This window comes from Corynebacterium sp. HMSC077G07 (assembly GCF_001809225.1).
GTDB lineage: Bacteria > Actinomycetota > Actinomycetes > Mycobacteriales > Mycobacteriaceae > Corynebacterium > Corynebacterium jeikeium_D.
Genome location: NZ_KV796519.1, coordinates 36,035 through 51,431 on the forward strand (window position 1 = coordinate 36,035; position 15,397 = coordinate 51,431).

A 15,397-nucleotide genomic window follows, 5' to 3' on the forward strand; every position below is an offset into this window, starting at 1 on the left:
GTGTGGGCCGCGTCCACGCGGCGGTTTCGGGTTAGGTGCTCGGGTTCGCGGGCCGTCATCGGCGGCGATGCCCCCGTGGACGTGCCCGTCATGCAGACTCCCCCGGCCTCGTTTTCACGGCGATGCCCCACGCCGCGAGCACGGCGATGCCTAAGAACCAGGCCGCGCAGACCACCAGACCCGCAGCCCCGGTGCCGTTGACGGCCTCGCCGGCCGCGGATACGGGGGTGTGCCCGGCGATTCCGCGCAGGAGAGGACGGAAGTGGTCGGCGGGCATGAGCACCGTGTTGACGAACATCGCAACGATGATTAACGGGATGAGGGCCACGGAGCCCTGGGGGCTGGTGATGGAGAACGCGATGTACGTGCCGGTGCATGCGGCCGCCGCGGCAACCATCGCGCCGGTCATCGCGATCCTCCACCACCAGGACGCCTCAGGGGGGCTGTCGGAAAGCAAGGCGGCCACCGCCACGACGACGGCCGTCATCGCCATGATCCGGATAAACTCGGCGATGATCCGTGCGGCCGGCACGGCCGCGTACGGCGCCGGCATGGTGATCAACCGCTCGTGGAGGCCATTGCTGCGTTCAACGAACACGGTGGACGATCCCGTGATGGCCAGGATGAATGCCCACGCCGTCACGACCAGGATGACCGCGTTCGGGAGTTCGAACTCTCCGGTGAGCTGCCTGACCAGGCCACCGAACATGCGGTTGACGATGAACAGGTACACGAGCGGAGCAATGAACGTCATGAACCAGAAGTCGGGGCGCCGCAGCCAAATGTGGGCAATGCGCCGCAGATGCACGAAGATGGGGCCGATCATGATTCGCTCCTCGAGGTGAACCGGCGGATGAACAGGACGATTCCGGCGACCGCCGCGACACCGAGCCACAGGGCGGCCTCTTCCCCGGCGCGATCCGGGAAGGCGTCCGGGGACGCCGCCCTAATCACCTCGATCACCGGCGAAAAAGGCATGTGGCGCACGACGTCGCGAAGGGAGCCGTCCAAAGCGGTCGCCGGAATGAACGCGGTGGAGAACATGAGCAGCAGCATTTCCAGCGCCTGGATCGATGAGGCCGTCGACACCGGGGCGGGCACCATCAGGATCACCCCGTCCGTGACCAGGGACAGGACCGCCGCGGCGAGCAGCGACCACAGGACAGTCCACGCGACGTCACCGATAGCCATGTCGAGGCCGCAGGACCACGCGACGACCAGCAGCGCCGCGATCGACGCGGACATCCGCAGCACATCGGTGGCGAGCCTGCCGGCGACATAGCCGCCTGTGGCCCCGGGCAACACGCGCACGCGGTCAACGAGCCCGGACTCGACGTCCTGTCCCACCGCCATCGCCGACGCCGCGGCGGTGAACATCGCCGCCTGGAACAGGCAGCCGCCGAGCACGAAACGCAGGTACCCGAAGCCGGATTGCCCCGCCGAGTACCCAAACACCGCGTACAGGCACAGCAGGAAGAGCGGCGGAACTACGAACATGGAGATCAGCGACGCGGTGTTGCGTCGCAACAGCAGCAGATCCCGACGGAGAAACGCCGCGACCGACGTCGCACTCATCGCGCCGCACCCCCTGCGTTCATCGATATGAACACCTCGTTGAGGGTGGGCGGCGACACGCTCAGCGAATCCGGCGACGCTTCCGAGGCCTCCATCGCCTGCGCCACCGCCTCGAGGACCCGCGGTCCGGGGTCGACGTCGAGGGACACCGACTTCCCCGCGACGCGGGCGCCGTCCAGGCACGTTCCCCCGAGGCAGCGGGCGAACGCCTCCGCCTCGGCGGCGGTGGCAAAGGACACGCGGAGCACGTGCGACCCGAAGTCGCGGCGCAATTCCTCCGGCGTTCCGCTGGCGACGATGCGGCGATCCTTGAGCAGATGGACGTGGTCTGCCAGCGCCTCCGCCTCTTCCAGGTACTGGGTGGTCAGCACCAGGGTCATTCCGTCGTCCCGCAGTTGCCGGATGAAGCCCCACAGCTCTTCGCGGCTGACCGGGTCCAGCCCCGTCGTGGGTTCGTCGAGGAACAGCAGCCTGGGCACGACGCACAGCGACGCGGCGATGTCGAGGCGGCGCCGCATGCCACCCGAATAGGCCGACGCCAGCGTCGAGGCACTGTCCGCGAGCGAGAATTGCGCGAGCAGTTCCGTCGCGCGGGCGGCCGCGGCGGCGCGGTCGAGTCCGCGCAGCCGCCCGAAGAACTCCAGGTTCTCCCGGCCGGTGAGGTTCTCGTCGATCGCCGCGAATTGGCCGGTGGTGGCAATGTCAGCGCGCACGCCCGCCGGGTCCTCTTTCACATCGCGCGAGAAGATGCTCACCTCGCCGGAGTCGGCGGTGATGAGCGTCGACAGGATTCGGATGAGGGTGGTCTTGCCTGCACCGTTGTGGCCGAGGAACGACACGATCGCCCCGGTGGGCACGGTGAAACTCACGCCGTCGAGCACATGCTTGCGCATCCGGGCACCGCGCTTTCCCTTGCGGCCGCCGGCCGGCGGGGCACCTGCCCCGCCTTCGGGCGGGGTGCCCGCTTTGCCCGCAATCGGGTAGCTCTTCGTGAGGTCGCGGACGACAATCGCCGCACCTCGTTCAGCTTGATCCGTCATCGTTTCCCCTTTCCTTTGGTATCGCAGTGGGCCGCTGTCGGCAGCGGCCCCGTGGTCGGGTTGTCATGCGGCACCTCGATATGGATGCCCGCATCGCGGGCGAAGGCGAGGACCGGTTCGAGGAGCCGGGGGTGGCCGACGAGATCCCGGCACCCCGGCGCGACCGGCTTCCCCGCGACCGCCACAACGGTGGCGGCAGCAATCGCCGCGGTCATTTTGTAGGAACCCGGGCCGGTCGCCCGGACGACGGTCGTTTCGGCCGGTGCCTGGTCACGGCCTCGAACCACCTCGGGGGATCGGCGACCACCTCGGAAACCGGCAGCAACACCTGGTCGTAACCACAAAAAAGGGCGTAGACGTGGAAGCCGATCAGCGAAAGGTTGTGGGTCAAAGGTAGCCACGTGAGCATCTTGTTCTCGTACCGGTGTGCGTGGCGTGGGATCGTCGCGCGCAGACCGTTCAGCACGGACTCGTTGGTTACGATGACGCCCTTTGGCGATCCCGTGGAGCCGGACGAAAACTGGATAAGGGCTTCGCCGGCCGTCCCACCTCGCACCGGGAACGCGGGGACCGCCCCGGAGCCATCCCCGGAATCCACGTCCCCCGCCTGAGAGAAGTCCGATTCAGCATCACCCGGCATCGCCGCACCCGGTTCCGCGGCAGCGTCATTGACGATGGACACGTCGAGCAGCCGGTCCTCGCCCACGACCACGGCACCGTTTGCGCCGGTGAGCAGCGTGTGACTGCGTTCGTCGACCAGGATCGGGGCCCCGGGCATCATGTCCGAGAGCGTCCGCACCCTGTCGACGTCAACCGGGCCCGCCACCGCCTCCGCATGGACCCGGCCATACGGGACGAAGACGTCCCGCCGATTCTCGACGAAGGTGATCCCCTTTTTCGTCTCATCGGCCTTGTCCCGAAGCACGTCGCTGATGGTCCGGATCGTGTTCATTGGTACCTCTTTCGGTTGTCGGCGCCATGCCGGTGCCGGGCGGACCGGGCCGCATGGCGTGACCCGGCGGATGTGTCTGAAGGGTTGAAAGGGTGACGAAACTGGGTGGGGCGCGTCTCCGCACAAGCTCGGAAACGCTCGCGGGCCCGGGACCCGCCGGTTCCGGGTGCCCGTCAAGTCACTGCGGACACCAGGGCGGCGACGAAGGCCGCGGCGGACGCTGCGGCCACGAACCCGTCACGCACTCGCCAGGGGTAATCGGTGCGGAAGGTGCGCCGCGGATGGCGGCCGAAGTTGCGCATCGCCAGGGTCAGGGACAGCTTTTCGGCGCAGCGCACGGCGCTGACGAACAGGGGAAAGGCGATGCGCGCGGGCGTCGTCGCGCGGATGAAGCCGGAGCGGAAAGACTGCCCCGGTCGCATTGAGCGCAATCTAATCGCCCATGTCAGATGGGGGATTTCGCTGCGCAGGAACGCCGCGATGCTCACCCCGGAAATCGCTATGGTGCACCATGTGTAGGGCACCCGGAGGCGTTGCACCATGGCGTCGAAAAGCTCCTCGACGCGCATGCACGCGGAGACCAGGACCGTCCCCGCGAACACGGCCGTCAGCAGCAGTCCGTGATGGATGCCGTGGCGGACGGCCTCCGCCGCATCCCCACCTCCGTAGAACTCGGAGCGCCACCCGAGCAGGCCGAAGAACACCCCGATTAACAGGACGAGAAGGACCTTCCCCGCCGTCGCCCGAACGTCGCGTTCCGCGATCGCAGCGAGTGCGAGGAACGCGACCACCGTCAGGGCGAGAACGGCGTCTCCGCCGTAGAGCAGCCCGGCGACGAGGACGAGCATCACCGCCGCGACAATCGTGATGGCGTTCAACCCCGCGCGCCTTCGAGCGGCGGATCCACTGGTCCAGGGGCTTTCGTCCAAGGACGTCCGTGCGCCGGCCGCGGGCAGTGCACGATCCCGCCGGGACGACTCCGGGGAAGCCGGCACGTCGGCTGCGGGACCGGACCAGGCGACCTTCCCTTCGGCGACGATGCTCGCCCGATCCGCCCACGTTCGCGCGGCACGGCGGTCGTGGCACGTGAACACAACGGTTCCGCCGGCCCCGGCGTATTCCGCTAGGGCATCCAGTACGATGCGCGAGCTCGGCGAATCCAGGTGCGCCAACGGCTCGTCGAGAAGCAGCAAACGGCGATTGGCCGCCACCGCCAGGAAGATGCCCAACCGTCTTTTCTGTCCGCCCGACAGGACGAACGGCGAGACGGGGTCAAGTGCCCGGGGGCACAGGGCTTCCCGCAGTTTCCGCAGCTCATCGGCGCCGAGTGGTCCGTGCGGGTCCGTGCCGGCCAGCGCGGAGTCGATTTCCGCGGCGACGGTCGCGCGGGTGAACTGGTGCTCGGGGTTCTGGAACGCCAACGACGCGAAGGCGTCGGGCACGCGCCGGGCGGACGCGCCGTCAATCCGGAGGTCCGCTCCCGCCGTCATCTGGCCCGACAGCACCGCCAGCAAGGTGGACTTACCGGCTCCGTTGGCACCGACTAGGGCATGAATCTCGCCCCGTTCCAGTGTCAGATCGGCCCCGTTCAGGATCCTCTCCCCGCCTCGGGCCACGTGGGTTCCGGTCAAGGCCAGCAGTGGAACGGCATCCGCCTCCGATTCCGGATCGGGACGGTCCGGCGCCCCCGTGCCCGGCGTACTGGCGTCCGGCGTTCCGGCGGTCGCGGCCGTCGTCGCAATGCCCTTCACCGCGATGCCATCCGGCGCTCCGTGGGCGGCGACGCTCCCGTCCGCATCGAGGACCGTCACCGTGTCGACCCACCCGTCGAACGGGCGGAGGTCGTGCTCGATGAGCAGGATAACGCGCCCCGGGGCCCGCAAATCACGGATGGCGGCGAACAGCGACCGGCGACCGTCCTCGTCGACGTGGGCCGCGGGCTCGTCGAAGATCATGACCTCCGGCGCCCTGGCCACCGCACCGGCGATGGCCATCCGCTGGCGTTGCCCGCCCGACAAAGCCCACGGATCCTTCTCCGCGAGCTCTGACAGCCCGACCTCCGATAGAGCCTCGGCTGATCGCTTGGCGACGATACCGGCTTCCACGAGGGAAAACTCGAGGGCCATGGCCACGTCATCGACGACTCGGAGCGTGAGCACCTGCGTCGCCGGGTCTTGCCCGACGAAGGTGACCCGGTCCCCGTCCACGGGGCGTTCGGTGCCGTCGGCATCGATGATGTGCACGAATCCGGCATGGTCGATGGGGATGTGCGAGGGGATCAGTCCAGCGATGAGGTGGGCCAGGCTCGTCTTTCCGCATCCCACGGGTCCCGTGATGGCGTTGATCGTGCCGAAATCGAAGGAGAGATCCACCATGTCGGGTGCCCATCGCCCATCGGCGTGCCGCACACCTGCACCACTAACCCGTAACCGGGCCGGGGCCGTCCCGCGTGTCGCACCGGCGCACGCGGGTGCTCCGCCGGTCACCGGGTGACCCCGCGGCTGCGAAGCCCCTTTGCGACGGCAAAGCCCAGGACCAAAAACACCAAGCTCGATGCCAAGGCTACGGCGAAGCTGATCAGGGTCATGGGCGTGGTCGGCGAGTCGACGCCGACTGCGCGCGGGGCCATCGTTCCCATCAGCGCGGAGAACAACATCGCCGAGGCCACGAACTGGGGACGCGTCCACCGCCGGTACAGGGTGACCATGAACGGAAGCTCGATGAGCAATCCTTCCATAATCAGCGCCCCGATTGCGGCGACGCCGAACGGGGTGGTCGCCGCGGACACGACGCCCATGGCAAGGCACGCGATGAGGCTCGCGCCAAGCTTGCGGACGACGATGAGGGGAACAACGCACTGCAGGAACCACAACCCGAGCGTCGCCGCGACGAGATAAACGTGGGCGATGCCAGCGAACACCTGCAGGTAGGTCAGGGGCACGATGATGAGAGACCCCGCAACGCCGATCGCGGCGGCGACGAGCATGTCGCGGGTGGATGGTCGGCCACCCGCTGCGACCGGTGCGACGTGCACCAACCGCCCGTCATCTGTCTGCGACGCCACCGCGTCCCCGACTCCCCCTCCGGAGAGGGGCTCTCCGGTCGATCCACGTTTTCCGTTCATCGTCGCCGCCTCGCTTCCGTTGCCGGTTCCCGATCGGGAACACCACCTGAAACAGAATTAGGTTAGGCAATGCTTATCGCCTTACGCAAGGCTCAATTCACTGAAATTACCCCCTCCCCCGTTACCACGATGGTGCCCCCTCACGGGGCGCGGTCACCGTGCCCGGCATGGCTTATCTGCGTGAACATTTCCATAATCCGGGGGTGTTGCCACCGGACACCGGGGACAACCGCTGACAGCTAATAGGGACACGGACCAAACAGAGGTCTCGTCGTAACGTGGGTGCCTGCAACGGATGTCCAAGACACCGGCGACCAGCCGCAACAGAAGGACACCACCATGGAACCGTCCACAACACCCGAAATCATCATCGGCCTCGACGTCGGCAAAACCGACCACCATGCCAGCGCGCTGACCACCACCGGCGAGAGAATTTACGACAAACCACTGCCCCAAGACGAAGCCGCACAGCGCGAAATCTTCGCGTCCATGCAGGCCCACGGCAGCGTTCTCATGGTCGTCGATCAACCCAACACCATCGGCGCCCTGCCCATCGCAGTGGCCCGCGACTGCGGTTGCACGGTCGGAGACCTCCCCGACCTAGCCATGCGAAAAGCAGCCGATCTCTACCCTGGACGATCAAAAACCGACCGCCGGGATGCATTCATCATCGCCGACACCGCCCGCACCATGCCGCACACACTGCGGGCAGTCGACCGCGACGACGAGACACTAGTAGCGCTGAAGATGCTCGCCGGATTCCACGACGACATCGCCAAAGACGCCACCCGAACGAAAAACCGCCTTCGCAGCGTGCTCACACAGATTCACCCCGCACTCGAGCGCGTCTTTGCAGGCGAGATTCTCTCGCGCACGCTGGTGCTGGACTCGCTCATCCACTACGAAGGTCCGACAAAACTGGCCGCCGCAGGTCGGGGCCGGGTCCTGAAGTGGATGCGCAACCGCGCCAAGAAGGACCCTGTTGCCCTCGCAATTTTCGCCGCCCTTGCCGAGCAAACTGTCACGGTACCCGGCATGGCGGCAGCAGAATTGGTCATTCCCCAGCTGGCGGCGAACATCGAAGCGCTTCAAGCACAGCGCGACACGATCGCCGGACAAGTCGAGGAGATGCTCGAATCGTTCCCTCTTGCCCAGGTCTTGATGTCGATGCCCGGCGTAGGAATCAAGACCGCCTCTAACATCGTGTTGCCCATCGGCGATTGCCAGGACTTCGCCGATGCCGCGCACTTGGCTGCTTACGCCGGCATCGCGCCGACCACCCGGCAGTCGGGTACGTCGGTCCGCGGCGAGTTTCCCACCAGGGCCGGCAATAAACAGTTGAAAAACGCGATGTTTCAATCGGCGTGGATCGCGTCGAACTGCCATCCCGCATCGCGCGACTACTACCTGCGTAAACGGACTGAAGGACAGAAGCACAATGCCGCGGTGATGCGGCTTGCCCGGAGCCGCTGCAACGTCATCTATGCCCTGTTGACTCGGCGTGAGTTCTTCCGAGAAATCCCTGCTAGAAACATCGCCACGGCTGCGTAGGCCGCTGCGCTGATCACCGCCGGCCCGCACGATGCGGACCGGCGATCAGTCACGGCTACACCCCCATACGATGTACGTGAAAGTCCCGCCTGACTATTGACAATCCACATAGGGCCCCACGCGGATCGGGACCGAGTGGCGGCCGTCACCTAGACGCCGAACAGGGCCACTTCCGCCGAGCCGTATTCGACGATCCCGAAATCACTTTCCCGGATCTTCATCCCCCGCCGGTGCTCGATGTCGCCGGAGGCCCGGAACTGGAGGCCGAAAACCAGATCCTCGTCGCCCAGTTCCGGCAGGTTCACAATCCTCACCAACTCGAACGGCTCATACGCGGAATCCAGGTCGTCGTCGATGGACAGGAAAATCTCTCCGCCCCCCGTCCGGCACGTCGACGAGCGCCTCGAAGCCCTCCCCATCGCCTCAACCCCCGTGGTTTAGGAGGGGGAAGAGGGCGTTCGAGGGCTCAACAGCTCAAGCCCAGGACCGCCGACTTACAGCTCGTCGATGTGCTTGCGCTTCGGGTAGACGCGAGGACGAGCGCCTGCGATCTCCTCAGCAATGCGGATGACCTGGTTGGAGTAACCGAACTCGTTGTCGTACCAGACGTAGAGCACCAGGTGCTTACCGTTGGCGATGGTAGCCAGACCATCGACGATGCCAGCATGGGTGGAGCCGACGAAGTCGGTGGAAACCACTTCTGGGGAGTGGATGTAGTCAATCTGCTGGCGCAGGACGGACTTGAGGGAAACCTCACGCAGGTAGTTGTTGACCTCGTCGCGGTCGACCTCAGTGTCCAGGGTCAGGTTCAGCACCGCCATGGAAACGTCCGGGGTGGGAACGCGGATGGCGTTACCGGTCAGCTTGCCCTCGAACTCCGGCAGAGCCTTGGCGACGGCCTTTGCGGCACCGGTCTCGGTGAGAACCATGTTCAGGGTGGCTGCGCGGCCACGGCGAGAACCCTTGTGGAAGTTGTCGATCAAGTTCTGGTCGTTGGTGAAGGAGTGAACAGTCTCGACGTGACCGAACTCGACACCCCACTTGTCATTGACGACCTTCAGCACCGGGGTGATGCCGTTGGTAGTACACGAGGCTGCCGACAAAATGTTGTCAGATTCCTCGATGATGTTGTGGTTGATTCCGTAGACGATGTTCTTCACATCGCCCTTGCCCGGCGCGGTAAGAAGAACCTTGGAAACACCCTTGGACTGAAGGTGCTGCGACAGTCCCTCGCGGTCGCGCCAACGACCGGTGTTGTCAATGACAATCGCATCGTTAATGTCGTAGGCGGTGTAGTCAACAGTTGCCGGGTCATTGGAGTAAATGACCTGAATCGGGGTGCCATTTGCCCAAATAATGTTGTTTTCGCGGTCAACCGAGATGGTGCCGTCGAATGCACCGTGGACGGAGTCACGGCGCAGCAGCGAAGCACGCTTGACGATGTCGTCCTCACCATTCTGGCGAACCACAATTGCGCGCAAGCGCGGGCCGTTGAACAGTGCCTCGCGAGCCAGCAGAATGCGAGCCAGCAGGCGGCCGATGCGGCCGAAACCGTAGAGGACAATGTCGGTCTTCGGAGTTTGTGTCCCGGCACCGATGACGTCAGCAAGCTCACGCTCGAGGAATGCGCGCAGCTCGCCGCCTTCCTCTTCGAAGCTGGTAGCCAGGGCACCCAGGTCGATGGAGGCGGTGCCGAGATCCATCTTCACCAGTTCCTGCAGGATCGGCAGGGTCTGGCTCAAGGGCAGCTCCTGCGAGGTGATGCGACGGGCGTAGCGGTGCGACTTAATGATGCCGGTCTCGGTAACGTTTTCCAGTCGGCGGCCGAAGATTGAAGTCACGACATCGTTGTTGCGACGCAGTTGCCCCAGGAGGGGGATCATCTGCTCTGCAAGGCTGATGCGCTCATTCCAGTCATTGCGCTTGATGGGGGCCGAATCCGACATAAATCCTCCTGGCTTAAATGAATATGAGTTCCCCTCAAAATACCCCGCACACGCTATTCACCGGCTATCGCCCTCAACTGGGTACCCCGTATTGTGGCCCAGCTTTCACCCAATCGGGGGAGACGCTGGGAGGCGACCTGAGGAAGAAAAGTGAACCCTACTTACCCGTTAGAATTAAAGCCATGACGGAACCCCTGGATATCCAGCAGCAATCTCCCGCCCAGCCGCCATACCGCCTTGTAGTCACGGATATGGACGGGACTCTATTAAATGAAGACAAGGAAATCCCGGATTCCTTTTGGCCGGTAGTCACCGAACTGCTCGACCGCGGTGTCCACTTCGCTCCCGCATCGGGCCGCCAGTACGCCACTCTGGCCGACCAGTTCGCCCCCATTGCACACCGCATCCCAATCATTGCGGAAAACGGCAACTATGTCGCGGATGCGGGCGAGGTGGTCTCGGTTACCAGTATCGACCACGACATCGTCACCCAGTTGGTACACGCGATCCGCCAGTTCAACGACAACCGCGTGGCAGCGGGGCGCACTCCTCTATCGGTTATCATCTGCGGCGCTGCCAGCGCATACGTGGAGTTTTTCCCGCCGCATTTCAATATTCCGGAGGAAGTTCAGCAGCTGCAATTCAACGAGGCCGCCAAGTACTATTTGAAGCTGCAGAAGGTCGATGATGTCATCGCCGCCGCCGCCGAGGACGGCATCGTCAAAATTGCCGCCTTTGATCCTTACTCCGTCGAAGACGAATCCGCCGATTACTTGCGTTCCCAGAGCCCGCACCTGCGCGCGGTAGTCTCCGGTGCACATTGGGTCGACCTCATCGACGCCAACACCAACAAGGGCACGGCACTCGCCGCCCTGCAGGAGGCCCTAGGTATCTCTCCTGCCGAAACTGTCTGCTTCGTTGACTACCTGAATGATCTCGAGCTCATCGACCACGCAGGCCGTTCGTTTGCCATGTCCAACGGTCACCCGGAAATCAAACGCCGCGCCACCGACATCGCACCGTCGAACGCGGAGGAAGGCGTCATCACGACGCTGCGCGAGCTGTTCAACCTCTAACTGCAATTGACCCCTTACCCCACTGGAGCGGTAAGTTAGAAAGGTTGAACCCGATTCCCTTATTCCGATTTTCTTTTTAAGGAAAGCGTAGTTTCCCTGTGACCACTCTCGCCGAAGAAGCCGCACGCCGCCGCACATTCGCCGTCATCGCACACCCGGATGCCGGTAAGTCCACGCTCACCGAGGCGCTGGCGCTGCATGCTCATGTCATTAACGAGGCCGGTGCTGTCCACGGCAAGGCCGGCCGTAAGTCGACTGTGTCCGACTGGATGGACATGGAGAAGGATCGCGGCATCTCGATTGCCTCTTCCGCGCTGCAGTTCGAGTACCAGCCAGAGGGGCACGACGGCGAGCCGTACATGATCAATCTCGTCGATACGCCTGGTCACGCTGATTTCTCCGAGGACACCTACCGTGTGCTCACCGCTGTCGACGCCGCTGTCATGCTTGTCGACGGTGCCAAGGGTCTCGAGCCTCAGACGTTGAAGCTGTTCCGGGTTTGTAAGTCCAACGGAATTCCCATCGTCACCGTCATCAACAAGTGGGACCGCCCGGGTAAGGCTCCCCTGGAATTGATGGATGAGATTGTCGCGGAGATTGGACTGCAACCGACTCCGCTGTACTGGCCAGTTGGTGAGGCCGGCGACTTCCGCGGTCTGCTGGAGCGTGGTGAGGACGGCGAAGCCAAGCAGTTCATCGGCTTCGAGCGCACTGCCGGTGGCGCCACTATTGCCGCTGAGCGTCACCTCACCCCAGATGAGGCCGCCGCAGAGCAGGGCGACGCCTGGGAGACGGCAGCCGAGGAGTCCGAGCTGCTCTCCGCCGATAGCGCTGACCACGACCAGGAGATGTACCTCGCTGGCGATACCTCTCCGGTGATTTTCGCCTCCGCCATGCTGAACTGGGGTGTCCACCAGATCCTGGACACTCTCTGCGAGCTGGCTCCGGCACCTGGTGCCCGCGAGTCCGACCCGGCTGCCGTTGCCGCTGCGGCGGCTGGCGGCCAGGGGGCTATCGTCGAAAAGCGCGAGCCGACGGATGATTTTTCGGGCGTCGTGTTCAAGGTGCAGGCGGGTATGGATACGCACCACCGCGACAAGCTGGCATTCATGCGCGTTGTCTCTGGCGAGTTTGACCGCGGCATGCAGGTCACGCATGCGCAGTCGGGACGTAGTTTCTCCACAAAGTATGCTTTGACCGTTTTCGGCCGGACACGTTCGACCGTGGAGACGGCTTACCCGGGCGACATTGTCGGCCTGGTCAATGCGGGTTCACTGGCGCCGGGTGACACGATCTACGAGGGCCGCAAGGTTCAATTCAAGCCGATGCCGCAGTTCGCGCCCGAGCACTTCCGCACTCTGCGCGCCAAGAGCCTGGGCAAGTACAAGCAGTTCCGCAAAGCTGTCGATCAGCTCGATGCCGAGGGCGTGGTGCAGATTCTGCGCAACGATGCCCGCGGCGATGCCGCCCCGGTGATGGCCGCGGTCGGCCCGATGCAGTTCGAGGTCATGATGGCACGCATGGAAAACGAGTACAACGTCGAGACCATCGCCGAGCCCATCCCCTACTCCGTCGCCCGCCGCACGGACGAAGAGACCGCGACTGAGCTGGCAAAGCAGCGCGGCGTGGAGATCTTCACGCGTTCCGACGGCGCCCTCATCGCCCTCTTCGGCGACAAGTGGAAGCTGTCCTTCATTGAGAAGGAGCACCCGGAGTTCACGCTCGAGACGCTGGTCGCGGACTAGAGTTTTAAGGAGATTTCACCAACATTGAGCCAAACGGTTGAGCTTCCTCCACAACCAAGTGCATGGCAACTTTTTACTGCCTTCCACTCCCGTGCACAGAGATGGCCAGGCGCCCTCCGCGCAGCACTCGCGCTATTCCTGCCGGGTGCCGTGGCACTTCTCACCGGACACGGCTCGGAAATGCTCCTTATCGCCGCTGGTGGGTGCGTGGTCATCTATGGCGAAGGCCACCCCTACCGCAGTCGTCTGCGCGTGATGGCCATCGCCGGGCTATGCCTGATCGCCGGAGTTATGTCCGGCAGTTTTGTCGGATCAGTGGTCCACAGTGAGATCGCTTCCGGCGGCAGCAATCTATGGCTGCTGCTCATCGCACTTTTTACCACGGCGTTGGCCACCATCGGCGCTTTTATTCAAAACGCACTGCGCCTGCCACCGCCGGGTTCATTCTTCATTGTGATGGTCTCCGGCGGCACAACAATGGTCGCCCGCCTTGGCTTCAACCCGGTGGAAACCGCCATGTGGGCTACCGTTGGTGTGCTTTCCGCGATAGTCATCGGAATGGCACCGCGGCTGTGGAATCCGCACGGCCCCGAGATGGCAGCTGTCGAATCCCTTGAATCAGCCATCGATGCGATGGAAAAGTCAGACTCGACATCGTTCGCCGTTCATCACCAGGCGCAAACTGCACTGACCGACGCATGGGAATCGCTTGCCGACGCAGGCATCATCCGTGGCAGCAAAATCGTCAAGCCCTCCCACACGGAACTGGTCAACCGTGTCATTGCTGCTCATCAGCGTCTGATTGCTATCCGCACACGCTTGGGCGTGCACGGCAGCGCTGTGGACATCGTGGACACGCCTAACCTCTTCGACGAGACGCAGACAACCATTCCACTCGCGCGACCAAGCGTGAGTTACCGGATCTTCCGCTCTTTCGATCGCTATTCCCATGCGTCGATGACTGCGGCAAAGGTTGCTATTACCGGTGGCTTAGCTGGTCTCATTAGCGTGCTTGTCGGTCTCGACCGGCCTGACTGGGCGGTGGTCAGCGCATTGATGACTCTGCAGTGGGGTCCCGACCGCACCGCTGGTTCGATCCGAGGGATTCACCGCATGGTCGGCTCGATTATCGGCATTTTCCTCTATGCGCTGCTCTTTTCCTTTGGCCTGGACAGCTGGACGCTACTTATCGCGCTTGCAGCCTGCCAATTCGGCGCGGAGGTTCTCGTGGTGAAAAACTATGCGCTGACGACAATCGTCACCACTCCATTGGCGCTGCTGCTGGGCGGAAACGTCGCTGGCGAACTCGCACCGATTGTGACCGATCGTGTCTTGGAAGTCGGTATCGCCTGCGCGCTGGCTCTCGCTGTCCTGCACTTCTGGCCAACCGAGAGCATTGAAAAGCACTACCTGCGTCATATTCCGCGCTGCTATCGACAGATGGGCGCTCTTCTCGGCGCGCTGCTAACCGGTACTCCGAATCAGGCGCTCGATATTCGTCGAGATCTCCAGTACGAGCTGCTCAGTGAGCGCCAGGCCATCTCGTCTTTGGCCACCAACGACCCCGAAATCGCCACTCCACACTGGGATGGGCATCGTCGCATTCGCACAGCTGGCTATTTGTTGCTGGACTACTGTCGCACGCATCCGGATATCCGCCCCTCTCACGAGGAGATTTCCAAGCTCGCTGAGGTAGTCCAGGCAGCTAAAGCTGAGGAGCGCTAGTCCTCCGGCAGCGGGGGCTCCTTGCGCAGGTCGCGGGCTGTTGCCCGCCGTACCTCGCGCGGTTCCTCCTCCGAGCCCCGCGAACGGAACTTAGCCGCGATGTCCTTCAGCGAAGACGACAGCGGCGGCAGCTTCTCCAGCGCGTCACGGCCCGCGTCCCACGCGTCGGTAGCAATATTTTCCGCTTTCCGACGGAACTTGCGGACCTTCTCCTCACGCTGCCGCTTAGTCTCTGCCGCGTCATTTTGCCGCTCGCGCTCGCGTTCAAAGGCTGCGACATCGCGGGCCTCCGCGTCGGAAAGCCTCTTCGAGGCGTGTGCCGCGGCGTCCCACGACTCCTCCAGCGATTCCGCGAGGTGCAACATGGCATCGATGCGCTTTTCAACTTCGCGCAACTTCTCGCGGTAGCCCCGCTGAATGTCATAGCGGCGCATGATGCGGCGGGCACGAGTGGCCTCATTGCGCCAGGTGATGATTGCGCCCTCAGAAATCGACTCATCGACGACGAAACGCATCGTCCACGGGTCGACATCAGCGCTGGCCAGATTGTTGCGTACCCGCTCCTCGCGGTCGAGGACGTCCTGCACGAGACTGCGGGCACGCTCTTCGGCTTGATGGGCGCGGTTGGTACGGGAGTTATCTGGTCGGAAGCTCACCTGGACT

14 protein-coding genes are annotated in these 15,397 nt (G+C 63.9%); 4 read left to right on the forward strand and 10 right to left on the reverse strand.

Annotated features, from left to right (window positions below):
• Window positions 1-88 precede the first annotated feature (88 nt).
• The 7 genes from HMPREF2562_RS00925 to HMPREF2562_RS00955 all read right to left on the reverse strand — a co-directional run bounded on the left by HMPREF2562_RS00925 (window position 89) and on the right by HMPREF2562_RS00955 (window position 6,631).
• Window positions 89-826: an ABC transporter permease gene (locus tag HMPREF2562_RS00925; protein WP_070438221.1), complete on the reverse strand. Its 738-nt coding sequence runs from the start codon at window positions 824-826 to the stop codon at window positions 89-91.
• Window positions 823-1,575 carry an ABC transporter permease gene (locus HMPREF2562_RS00930; protein WP_070438218.1) on the reverse strand — a complete coding sequence of 251 codons (753 nt, stop codon included), beginning with the start codon at window positions 1,573-1,575 and terminating at the stop codon, window positions 823-825. Before HMPREF2562_RS00930 ends, HMPREF2562_RS00925 begins: the two co-directional genes overlap by 4 nt.
• A complete protein-coding gene (locus HMPREF2562_RS00935; RefSeq protein WP_070438215.1) occupies window positions 1,572-2,615 on the reverse strand; it encodes an ABC transporter ATP-binding protein in 1,044 nt (347 codons plus the stop codon). Before HMPREF2562_RS00935 ends, HMPREF2562_RS00930 begins: the two co-directional genes overlap by 4 nt.
• Entirely contained in the window at window positions 2,612-2,830 is a 219-nt protein-coding gene (locus tag HMPREF2562_RS00940; protein WP_224783744.1) for a hypothetical protein, read from the reverse strand. The genes HMPREF2562_RS00935 and HMPREF2562_RS00940 overlap by 4 nt, the downstream gene beginning before the upstream one ends.
• Complete coding sequence (locus tag HMPREF2562_RS00945) at window positions 2,827-3,567, reverse strand: AMP-binding protein (RefSeq protein ID WP_070438210.1); 741 nt, start codon at window positions 3,565-3,567, stop codon at window positions 2,827-2,829. Before HMPREF2562_RS00945 ends, HMPREF2562_RS00940 begins: the two co-directional genes overlap by 4 nt.
• 173 nt (window positions 3,568-3,740) lie before the next feature.
• Window positions 3,741-5,942 (reverse strand): ATP-binding cassette domain-containing protein, encoded by a 2,202-nt coding sequence (locus tag HMPREF2562_RS00950; RefSeq protein WP_224783743.1) that lies wholly within the window; start codon window positions 5,940-5,942, stop codon window positions 3,741-3,743.
• A gap of 107 nt (window positions 5,943-6,049) precedes the next feature.
• A complete protein-coding gene (locus HMPREF2562_RS00955; protein ID WP_224783742.1) occupies window positions 6,050-6,631 on the reverse strand; it encodes an ECF transporter S component in 582 nt (193 codons plus the stop codon).
• A gap of 399 nt (window positions 6,632-7,030) precedes the next feature.
• On the opposite strand from HMPREF2562_RS00955, the gene HMPREF2562_RS00960 reads away from it, so the two are divergent.
• Window positions 7,031-8,242, forward strand: coding sequence for an IS110 family RNA-guided transposase (locus HMPREF2562_RS00960; RefSeq protein ID WP_070549423.1), 1,212 nt, complete (start codon window positions 7,031-7,033; stop codon window positions 8,240-8,242).
• 149 nt (window positions 8,243-8,391) lie between these two features.
• On the opposite strand, the gene HMPREF2562_RS00965 is transcribed toward HMPREF2562_RS00960, so the two are convergent.
• Entirely contained in the window at window positions 8,392-8,661 is a 270-nt protein-coding gene (locus HMPREF2562_RS00965; RefSeq protein WP_088611626.1) for a hypothetical protein, read from the reverse strand.
• A gap of 75 nt (window positions 8,662-8,736) precedes the next feature.
• Window positions 8,737-10,188, reverse strand: coding sequence for a glyceraldehyde-3-phosphate dehydrogenase (locus HMPREF2562_RS00970; RefSeq protein ID WP_016423222.1), 1,452 nt, complete (start codon window positions 10,186-10,188; stop codon window positions 8,737-8,739).
• Between the two features lie 182 nt (window positions 10,189-10,370).
• On the opposite strand from HMPREF2562_RS00970, the gene HMPREF2562_RS00975 reads away from it, so the two are divergent.
• The 3 genes from HMPREF2562_RS00975 (at window position 10,371) to HMPREF2562_RS00985 (ending at window position 14,734) form a co-directional block, all read left to right on the forward strand.
• A complete protein-coding gene (locus tag HMPREF2562_RS00975) occupies window positions 10,371-11,264 on the forward strand; it encodes a Cof-type HAD-IIB family hydrolase (RefSeq protein WP_070429653.1) in 894 nt (297 codons plus the stop codon).
• A gap of 98 nt (window positions 11,265-11,362) precedes the next feature.
• Entirely contained in the window at window positions 11,363-13,009 is a 1,647-nt protein-coding gene (locus HMPREF2562_RS00980) for a peptide chain release factor 3 (RefSeq protein ID WP_070429652.1), read from the forward strand.
• Between the two features lie 24 nt (window positions 13,010-13,033).
• Complete coding sequence (locus tag HMPREF2562_RS00985; protein ID WP_070429651.1) at window positions 13,034-14,734, forward strand: FUSC family protein; 1,701 nt, start codon at window positions 13,034-13,036, stop codon at window positions 14,732-14,734.
• Here HMPREF2562_RS00985 and HMPREF2562_RS00990 read toward each other — a convergent pair.
• Window positions 14,731-15,390: a hypothetical protein gene (locus HMPREF2562_RS00990; protein ID WP_016423226.1), complete on the reverse strand. Its 660-nt coding sequence runs from the start codon at window positions 15,388-15,390 to the stop codon at window positions 14,731-14,733. The genes HMPREF2562_RS00985 and HMPREF2562_RS00990 overlap by 4 nt on opposite strands.
• Window positions 15,391-15,397: the final 7 nt, after the last annotated feature.

Excerpts from the sequence above, each read along its gene's own strand:
- HMPREF2562_RS00925 (WP_070438221.1), bottom strand. The coding sequence starts at position 826 with ATGATCGGCCCCATCTTCGTGCATCTGCGGCGCATTGCCCACATTTGG.
- HMPREF2562_RS00930 (WP_070438218.1), bottom strand. The coding sequence starts at position 1,575 with ATGAGTGCGACGTCGGTCGCGGCGTTTCTCCGTCGGGATCTGCTGCTG.
- HMPREF2562_RS00935 (WP_070438215.1), bottom strand. The coding sequence starts at position 2,615 with ATGACGGATCAAGCTGAACGAGGTGCGGCGATTGTCGTCCGCGACCTC.
- HMPREF2562_RS00940 (WP_224783744.1), bottom strand. The coding sequence starts at position 2,830 with ATGACCGCGGCGATTGCTGCCGCCACCGTTGTGGCGGTCGCGGGGAAG.
- HMPREF2562_RS00945 (WP_070438210.1), bottom strand. The coding sequence starts at position 3,567 with ATGAACACGATCCGGACCATCAGCGACGTGCTTCGGGACAAGGCCGAT.
- HMPREF2562_RS00950 (WP_224783743.1), bottom strand. The coding sequence starts at position 5,942 with ATGGTGGATCTCTCCTTCGATTTCGGCACGATCAACGCCATCACGGGA.
- HMPREF2562_RS00960 (WP_070549423.1), top strand. The coding sequence starts at position 7,031 with ATGGAACCGTCCACAACACCCGAAATCATCATCGGCCTCGACGTCGGC.
- HMPREF2562_RS00965 (WP_088611626.1), bottom strand. The coding sequence starts at position 8,661 with ATGGGGAGGGCTTCGAGGCGCTCGTCGACGTGCCGGACGGGGGGCGGA.
- HMPREF2562_RS00970 (WP_016423222.1), bottom strand. The coding sequence starts at position 10,188 with ATGTCGGATTCGGCCCCCATCAAGCGCAATGACTGGAATGAGCGCATC.
- HMPREF2562_RS00975 (WP_070429653.1), top strand. The coding sequence starts at position 10,371 with ATGACGGAACCCCTGGATATCCAGCAGCAATCTCCCGCCCAGCCGCCA.